Origin of the sequence: uncultured Rothia sp., assembly GCF_937976295.1 — a bacterium.
Taxonomy (GTDB): Bacteria; Actinomycetota; Actinomycetes; order Actinomycetales; family Micrococcaceae; genus Rothia.
Genome location: NZ_CALJRY010000016.1, coordinates 1 through 8,467 on the forward strand (window position 1 = coordinate 1; position 8,467 = coordinate 8,467).

Genomic DNA, 8,467 nt, shown 5'->3' on the forward strand with positions numbered 1-8,467 from the left:
GATCGGAGCCACCAATACCGATGTTCACAACGGTCTCGATGCGCTTGCCGGTGATACCGGTCCACTCGCCGTTGCGCACGCGCTCAGCGAATGCGTAAATCTTCTTCAGCACAGCGTGAACGTCTGCGTCTACGTCCTGGCCGTCAACGGTCAGTGCCGGGGTGTAACCCTCGGGGCGGCGCAGTGCGGTGTGCAGTACTGCGCGGTCCTCGGTGACGTTAATGTGCTCGCCGGAGAACATAGCCTCGCGAGCCTGCTCCAGCTTGACCTCTTCAGCAAGCTTGACCAGCAGCTCAACGGTCTCGGAGGTAATCAGGTTCTTGGACAGGTCGACGTGCAGTTCGTCGGCGGTGAAGCTGAACTTCTGCGCGCGTTCCGGGTCAGCGGCAAACCATTCGCGCAGGTTCGGAGTGAGGGATTTGTGATGAGCGGACAGAGCGGACCACGCGGAGGTGGTCGTGGGGTCAATAGAAGTAGTCATGGTTCCATTCTCTTATTTTCGGGTGCCTATGTCACCTCTTTCGAAGGTGATATGGGACGATACGGCGAAAAAAATCGAAACCTGGCACGTCATTGTGGGCCTTGCAGTATCAAGATGTAGAGTAAACCCCATGACTTCTTCACCTGAACACACGCCCGCTGATACTCACGCGCCACGCTACCTGCTCGTTTCTCGCGAAGGGGAAACCCTTCTCAACGCTGACGGAACCGTGCACTACCTGACCGGTCACGATACTGCCGAGCCGCTGCCTGAGGAAGCTATCCTGGCGCGTAGCGTGATTCGCCCCGCCGCCTACGGTGCTGACGCCCAGAAGAATAGTGGTGCGGAGGTGCACGTGCTCTACTGTGAGGATGAAACCCTCGCGCAGATCGCCGCTGACCTGAATAATCCTCGGGTGCGCGCCTCCAGCAGTGGCTTCTGGTACTACCCGGTCCACGAGGACCCGGAAGGCCGCGCCCACTACGCAACCGCCCTTGCACGCCGCGACTACCTCATCGACATGCGCTACTCCGCCTACAGCGGCGAAGAGGCGCCCCTCGGCTCCAAGGGAATCCGCCGCACCGCCTCGGGCGAAATGGTGTTCCCCCGTATCGAACCCGCCGTCATGGCGCTGGTGACCAGCCGTGACGGCGAGCGCGTACTGCTGGCAAACAACCGCCAGTGGCACCCCAACCGTTTTGCGCTCATCGCGGGGTTCGTTGACCCCGGCGAAAACCTCGAAGAGGCAATCGCCCGTGAAGTCTACGAAGAAACCGGCCTGCACGCCCTGAGCACCGAGTACCGCATGAGTGACGTGTGGCCTTTCCCGCGCTCGCTCATGATTTGCTACCGGGTGCGCGTGGATGAGAACGAAACCATCATCCATCACGACGGTGAGATTCGTGCTGCACGCTGGTTCACCGCCGCTGAGCTGCGTGAGGCGATTACTATTTCGGAGGAGCGCGGCAACAGTGACGAGGATGACCCCGCCAAGCTGGAATTGCCCGGCACGAACGCTGTCGCCCGCCGCATGATTGATGAGTGGCTCGCAGAAAAGCCCTAATGATACACTGGTAGCTAAGCCCAACGGAGGGGGGTCCGTTTTGGCGTGCCCGGAAACGCTCTCACTTTAGAGTGGCTCCACCGGCAAACGCTCAAACCGGCAAATACCCGAGAATCAGAGGGTATTGCCTCCTAGTGACCCCCTGCGCTGTGTAGAGCGCACCCTTTGGCAAGACTATCCCCTAGATTTAAGCGAGAAACTTAACGCATGTCTGAAAACACCGCTTCGCGCCCCGACCTTCGCAATGTGGCTATCGTGGCACACGTTGACCACGGCAAGACCACCATCGTCGACGCGATGCTGCAGCAGACCCACGCCTTCTCTGCCCACGCAGATGTTGAAGACCGAGTCATGGACTCCGGCGACCTCGAAAAGGAAAAGGGCATCACCATTCTGGCGAAGAACACCACCGTGTTCTACAACGGCCCTTCCGCCAACGGTGAGACCATCACCATTAACGTTATTGACACCCCCGGCCACGCCGACTTCGGTGGCGAGGTGGAGCGCGGCCTGTCCATGGTTGACGGCGTTGTGCTGCTCGTGGACGCATCCGAAGGCCCGCTGCCCCAGACCCGCTTTGTGCTGCGTAAGGCACTGGCTGCTAAGCTGCCCGTGATCCTCGTGGTGAACAAGGTTGACCGCCCCGACTCCCGTATTGACGAGGTTGTTGGCGAGTCCATGGACCTGCTGCTCGGCCTGGCATCCGATTTGGCGGAGGAGGTTCCCGACCTGGACCTGGACGCCGTGTTGGACGTTCCGGTGGTGTACGCATCCGGTAAGGCTGGCGCTGCATCCCTGAACCAGCCCGCAGACGGCCAGCTGCCCGACAACGACGACCTTGAGCCGCTGTTCAAGACCATCATCGAGCACGTGCCCGCTCCCACCTATGACCCCAACGAGGTTCTGCAGGCACACGTGACCAACCTGGACTCCTCCCCGTTCCTGGGTCGTCTGGCACTGGTCCGTATCTTCAACGGCACCCTGAAGAAGGGCCAGACCGTTGCCTGGGCACGTCACGACGGTGAAATCAAGAACGTTCGCATCTCCGAGCTGCTGGCGACCAAGGCGCTTGAGCGTGTTCCCGCAGAGTCCGCTGGCCCTGGCGAGATCGTTGCAGTGGCTGGTATTGAGGACATCACCATTGGTGAAACCCTGACCGACGCTGAGAACCCCAAGCCCCTGCCGCTGATTAAGGTGGACGACCCGGCGATCTCCATGACTATCGGTATTAACACCTCCCCGCTGGCTGGCCGCGTCAAGGGCGCAAAGGTCACCGCACGTCAGGTGAAGGACCGCCTGGACCGCGAGCTGATCGGTAACGTGTCCATCAAGGTTCTGCCCACCCAGCGTCCGGACGCGTGGGAAGTTCAGGGCCGTGGCGAGCTCGCCCTGGCTATCCTCGTGGAGCAGATGCGCCGCGAAGGCTTCGAGCTGACCGTGGGTAAGCCCCAGGTGGTTACCAAGACCATCGACGGCAAGGTCTACGAGCCCATGGAGCACATGATTATTGACGTGCCCGAGGAGTACCTGGGCGCTGTCACTCAGCTGATGGCTGCGCGTAAGGGCCGCATGGAGAACATGTCGAACCACGGTACCGGTTGGGTCCGTATGGAGTTCGCTGTTCCCGCACGTGGTCTGATTGGTTTCCGTACTCAGTTCCTGACTGAAACCCGCGGTGCCGGTATTTCTTCCTCCTACTCGATCGAGCACGAGCCCTGGGCTGGCGAGATTGAGTACCGCACCAACGGTTCGCTGATTGCTGACCGTGCCGGCGTGGTGACCCCCTACGCGATGATTAACCTGCAGGAGCGCGGCACCTTCTTCGTGGAGCCCACTTCTGAGGTGTACGAGGGCATGATCGTTGGTATGAACTCCCGTGCAGACGACATGGAAGTTAACATCACCAAGGAAAAGAAGCTGACCAACATGCGTTCTTCGACCGCGGACAACTTCGAAAACCTGACCCCGCCGAAGAAGCTGACCCTGGAAGAGTGCCTCGAATTCGCTCGTGAAGACGAGTGCGTTGAGGTGACTCCCGAGGCGATTCGTATCCGTAAGGTCATCCTGGATTCCAACGAGCGTGTCCGCGAGTTCCGCCGCCGCGCCCGCGCGAACGACTAATACAGCGCAAGACGTTACATCCTCGCAGCTGTAACTGTCGTATAGAGCCGCCGCTACCTTCTGAAAAGGAGGTGGCGGCGGCTCTGTTTAACCACCCCGACCCGTTTGGGAGCTAACGACGGGGTAGCGGGGGAGGGGACGAGGAGAGTCGGGTGCTTTTGCTTTCTGCCGAAAACCGCTTCCAAAAACCGCCTCCGAAAAGCCCGGACACCTCGCGCTTCACATGCGAGTGTGTAAGATAAAATAATGCGCCTGCACGGTGGCGGCACTTATCCGCTGCTCACCTCTGCCGCTCAACGATGTAAATTGCCGGCGCGCTATTGACCGTCCGACAAACCCAACCCTGCGTATGAGAGGGAAAGCCTGTGTCTGAAACCGAGAACACTCAGCCTGATTCTGCGACCCCCAGCTACCCCACGCAGGGTGAGCGCATCGCCCCCGGCTCGCGCCGTGACCTGTTGCCGAATAACTACGATGCGAAGAAGACACGCATCCTGTTCGTGCACGCACACCCGGACGACGAAACCTCCTCGACCGGTGCGACCATGGCGTACTACGCGCAGAAGGGCGCGGAGGTGTACCTGCTGACCGCTACCCGCGGTGAGCTGGGCGAGGTCATCCCCGAGGAGCTACACCACCTGGAGGTCGGTAAGCCCGGCTGCCGTGATAACGGTGAGGCGCTGGGCGAGTACCGCACCGGTGAGCTTGCCGGCGCTGTTAAGGCGTTGGGCGTGAAGAAGCAGTTCTTCCTGGGCCAGGAGCCCGCCGTTGCGGAAGGCGCGTTGCCGCTGTACCGTGACTCCGGCATGGCGTGGGGCCCGGAGGGTAAGCCCGTCGCCAACCCTGTGGCGGCGGAGGATTCGTTGACCGCGCAGCCGCTGGAACCGCAGGCTCAGGCGCTGGTTGCCGCGATCCGCGCCCTCACCCCGGATGTTCTGGTCACCTACGATTCGGACGGCGGCTACGGCCACCCCGACCACGTGCGTGTGTACGAAATCGTGCACCGTGCCCTGCGGATCCTTGACGATGACGAGGATCGCCCGATTCTCACCTGGGGCATTGAGGGCGAGTTCGATGCGGCTGATCAGCGCCTGCAGGCTGCCATTTACGGTGACGGCACCGCTAAGCGCAAGGCAATGGAGGCGCACCGCACCCAGATTACGGTCGTGGATGAGAAGACTTTTGAGTACTCGAATAAGGTGCCGCAGAAGATTTCTGCCGTGGAGACTTTCCGCGTGCTCGACGGTGACCCGACCGCGACCGTGCACCCGAAGCCGCAGGAGGCGGGTCTGGTGTCGAGCCTGCTGACCGGCTCGATTCTGGGTATTTTTGCCGGTATCGCAGGGTCGATTTACCACGCCTGGGTCGTTTACGCGGGGGATACCGCCCTGCCCTTCGGCTTGCTGGTGGCGTACCTGACGGTTTTCTTCACCGCCCTGTGGTGTGCCCTGTCGTTGCGTCGCGGTTACGCTGCGGCTGTCGTGGCTGTTGCGGCGTTCGTGACCGTGTACGTGCTCGGTTACGCTCGCCCCGATTCGCCCTTTGTTCTGGTGAATCCGGGACATTCGGCGATTGGCCTGTACGGTGCCCTGTGGTGGTTCGGAGCCCCGGTCGCGGCGATGCTGGGCATGCTCGTGTACACGCGCGCTCGCGTGAAGGACGCGCAGTATTTCTCGCCGCGTGCGGCGCATCAGCGTGCCCGCGCAAAAAAGTAGGCGCCAAGAAGTAGGTGCCAAGAAGTAGCCTTGGGGCCCAGCACTGAGCCATAACGTGGGGGAGGGGCGTTCCGGTTTGCCGGGGCGCCCCTCCTGCTGTTTTGGGCGCTGCACCGCTGCTGTTTTCTAAGCCCGACGATAGAGGGCAATAGGGAAGAAAATGTATGCGTTATTCGGTAAATTGTGCGGGGTGGAAATAGCGGCGACTTCATCAAAAAATTCATGTGACGAAGATTTCATTTTTGGCTTAATCTATTTTTAAAAGCCTTCCGACTGGTAATAATGCAAAGAAATACCAGGTCAGCCTAGCCTAAAAAATACCCCCACAAACCCGTGAGTGCACTGTCTGATGCACCACGAAAATACGGTTAAACAGCCGGCGCGCGATAGACTATACACAGACTTCCCCGCCGGGTACCACCTACTCGGCGGTTTACTCTGTAGATTTTGCCCTGCAGCAGACGACCCGCAGAACGGCGGGCACGGGGCGAACAGCTTGTAGAAAGGCACACCAATGACCTACGTAATCGCGCTTCCCTGCGTGGATGTCAAAGACCGCGCATGCGTTGAAGAATGCCCCGTCGACTGCATCTACGAAGGCGATCGCACCCTGTACATCCACCCGGATGAGTGCGTGGACTGCGGCGCCTGCGAGCCCGTCTGCCCCGTAGAAGCAATCTACTACGAAGATGACGTTCCCGAAGAGTGGAGCGAATACGTCAGCGCCAACGCAGACTTCTTCGACGACCTGGGTTCCCCCGGCGGCGCAGCAAAGCTCGGCCCCACCGGCAAGGACGTACCCTTCATCGCGGCGCTGCCCCCTCGTGGTGAGTAATAGCTACAACCGCATAGACTGATCGCACCCCGCTGGCGGGTGCCAAGAGCCTCCATCTAGCACCCGGTGCCCACGCACCGTCTAGGCGCTGGAATGGAGGCTCTTGCCATAGGCACGGAAGCGCGCGGACGCTAGACTAAAATGACGAAAATTATTCCCAAGCAACCAGGTGACACAATGACTTACGGCCTGAACCTGCCCGAATACCCCTGGGAGGCGCTCGCCCCCTACCGCGCAACCGCAGCCGCCTACCCGGACGGCCCGGTGGACCTGTCCATCGGCACCCCGGTCGACCCGACCCCGCAGAATATTCGCGAGGCGCTGGCGGCAGCCTCCAACGCACCCGGCTACCCGACCACTCACGGCACCCCCGCTCTGCGTGAGGCTATTGCCGAGTGGTTTGCGCGCCGCCGCGGCGTGACCGGTCTGAACCCTGACGCGATCATGCCCACGGTCGGTTCGAAGGAGCTCGTGGCGTGGCTGCCGTTCCTGCTGGGCCTGGGTCCGGGCGATGTGGTCGTGTACCCGCGCGTTGCGTACCCCACCTACGATATGGGTGCGCGTTTTGCCCGCGCAGAGTCCGTGCCCGCCGACAGCCTGGACGAGCTGGATGCCGACACCCGCAGCCGTGTGAAGCTGATTTGGGTGAACTCCCCGGCGAACCCGAACGGTGTGGTGCGTACCGTGGAGCAGCTGCGTGAGATTGTCGCGCAGGCACGCGAAATCGGTGCTGTGGTGGCTTCCGACGAGTGCTACGCGGAGCTCGGCTGGGGCGCCTGGGACGAGGCGCGCGGCGGTCAGCCGGTGCCGTCCATCCTGGATCCTCGCGTGTGCGATGGCGACTTCACCGGCCTGTTTGCCGTGTACTCGCTGTCGAAGCAGTCGAACCTCGCCGGTTACCGTGCCGCGTTCATTGCCGGTGCCCCCGAGCTGATGCCGAACCTGATCAATAGCCGCAAGCACGCCGGCATGATTGTGCCCGCGCCCGTGCAGGCTGCCATGATGGTGGCGCTGGCTGATGAGGCGCATGTGGCGGCGCAGAAGGACCTGTACCGTGCCCGCCGCGAGGTGCTGGAGGAGGCGATTACCGCCGCAGGTGGTCGCATCGAGAATTCTGAGGCTGGCCTGTACCTGTGGACCACTTTCGGTGAGTCCACCTGGGATTCGATTGGTCGCCTGGCGGAGCTAGGTATTATTGCTGGTCCCGGCGTGTTCTACGGTGAGGACGGTGAAGGTTACGTACGTATCGCCCTGACCGCCTCCGATGAGGCGGTGGCGAAGGCTGCTGAGCGTCTGAAGGCTTCTGTAGCCCAGTAAAGCTCCAGAAGCCCAGCAAGCTCCAGAAGCTCTCAGCAAGCCCGGTAAACAACTTACTCCGGGTAGCAAAAGCCCCCGCGCCCTCCCTGAACTGCCTCCCGTTTCTTGGACAACAAAACTAAAGTCCAAGAAACAGGAGGCTTTTCATGTCCATCAACCTAGGATTAAGACACGATCGTTCGCTCCGGGAACAAGCAGCGCAAATGTTCGAGAGAGGATTCGGCTATGGTCTAACCGCCAGGAAGCTTGGTGTGTCCGCCGCGACTGTGAGAGAGTGGCAGAAAATGTACCGCGTCATCGGGAAGGACGGGCTTCTTACCATGGGAGTAAAACGAACCAAATACGACTACGAGACCAAAGTCGCCGCAGCGGCGGCCGTGGTTGACGGTGGGATGAGTAAGCCCGAGGCGATGGTGCATTTCGGTATTGCCAGCGCGACACCGTTGAAACAGTGGTGCAGGCTGTACCGGCAAGGCGGCGCGCAGGCACTTAAGCCTAAACCTAAAGGCAGGCCGAAGGGGTCGGTGCGGGCGGTGCCACCAACGCGTGAGGAGGAACTTGCTGCGCGCGTGCGCAAGCTTGAGGCACAGGTGGCGTACCTAAAAAAATCGATTGCCCTGAAGGCGCAGAGGCGCTCCCAAACCGGGACAAAGCCCTAGCGGTCGCCGAGCTTTCAGGGCGTGGACACGCGGTGTGTGATCTCCTCGAGGCCGCCGGTCTTGCCAGGTCGAGCTACTACTACGCGCTGGCTCACCCCCAGCAGCCAACCAGGGCGTATCTGCGGCCCAAGGTCGCCCAGATCTTTTCGCGAACCCCCAACGGGTGCGGTCACAGGCAGGTAGCCATGTGCCTGCGCGCTGAGGAAGGAGAGCGCATCGCCGACAAGACGGTCTTGAAGATGATGCGCGAGATGGGGCTGCGCTGCGGCATACGCC

7 protein-coding genes and 1 pseudogene are annotated in these 8,467 nt (G+C 61.2%); 7 read left to right on the top strand and 1 reads right to left on the bottom strand.

All coding sequences use genetic code 11. The features are described from left to right. Nucleotides 1-481, bottom strand: a pseudogene (locus Q0216_RS00390) (glucose-6-phosphate isomerase); the annotation flags it as partial. 130 nt (nucleotides 482-611) lie between these two features. Between Q0216_RS00390 and Q0216_RS00395 the strand changes: the two are divergent. The 7 genes from Q0216_RS00395 to Q0216_RS00425 all read left to right on the top strand — a co-directional run. Beyond that, nucleotides 612-1,544: an NAD(+) diphosphatase gene (locus tag Q0216_RS00395; RefSeq protein ID WP_298591953.1), complete on the top strand. Its 933-nt coding sequence runs from the start codon at nucleotides 612-614 to the stop codon at nucleotides 1,542-1,544. Nucleotides 1,545-1,751: 207 nt separating this feature from the next. Next, nucleotides 1,752-3,665, top strand: coding sequence for a translational GTPase TypA (gene typA / locus Q0216_RS00400; protein WP_298591954.1), 1,914 nt, complete (start codon nucleotides 1,752-1,754; stop codon nucleotides 3,663-3,665). A gap of 365 nt (nucleotides 3,666-4,030) precedes the next feature. Beyond that, entirely contained in the window at nucleotides 4,031-5,380 is a 1,350-nt protein-coding gene (locus Q0216_RS00405) for a PIG-L family deacetylase (protein WP_298591956.1), read from the top strand. A gap of 514 nt (nucleotides 5,381-5,894) precedes the next feature. Continuing rightward, entirely contained in the window at nucleotides 5,895-6,215 is a 321-nt protein-coding gene (gene fdxA / locus Q0216_RS00410; RefSeq protein WP_060824492.1) for a ferredoxin, read from the top strand. 177 nt (nucleotides 6,216-6,392) lie between these two features. After that, complete coding sequence (gene dapC, locus Q0216_RS00415) at nucleotides 6,393-7,532, top strand: succinyldiaminopimelate transaminase (RefSeq protein ID WP_298591960.1); 1,140 nt, start codon at nucleotides 6,393-6,395, stop codon at nucleotides 7,530-7,532. A 146-nt stretch (nucleotides 7,533-7,678) separates the two neighbouring features. Further along, nucleotides 7,679-8,191, top strand: coding sequence for a helix-turn-helix domain-containing protein (locus Q0216_RS00420; RefSeq protein ID WP_298591962.1), 513 nt, complete (start codon nucleotides 7,679-7,681; stop codon nucleotides 8,189-8,191). Nucleotides 8,192-8,223: 32 nt separating this feature from the next. After that, nucleotides 8,224-8,467, top strand: a 244-nt coding sequence (locus Q0216_RS00425; RefSeq protein ID WP_298591965.1) for an IS3 family transposase, incomplete at its 3' end; no start/stop codon positions are given.

Bases quoted from the DNA above. Each gene is read 5' to 3' on its own strand.
- Q0216_RS00395 (WP_298591953.1), top strand. From the start codon at position 612: ATGACTTCTTCACCTGAACACACGCCCGCTGATACTCACGCGCCACGC.
- typA (WP_298591954.1), top strand. From the start codon at position 1,752: ATGTCTGAAAACACCGCTTCGCGCCCCGACCTTCGCAATGTGGCTATC.
- fdxA (WP_060824492.1), top strand. From the start codon at position 5,895: ATGACCTACGTAATCGCGCTTCCCTGCGTGGATGTCAAAGACCGCGCA.
- dapC (WP_298591960.1), top strand. From the start codon at position 6,393: ATGACTTACGGCCTGAACCTGCCCGAATACCCCTGGGAGGCGCTCGCC.
- Q0216_RS00420 (WP_298591962.1), top strand. From the start codon at position 7,679: ATGTCCATCAACCTAGGATTAAGACACGATCGTTCGCTCCGGGAACAA.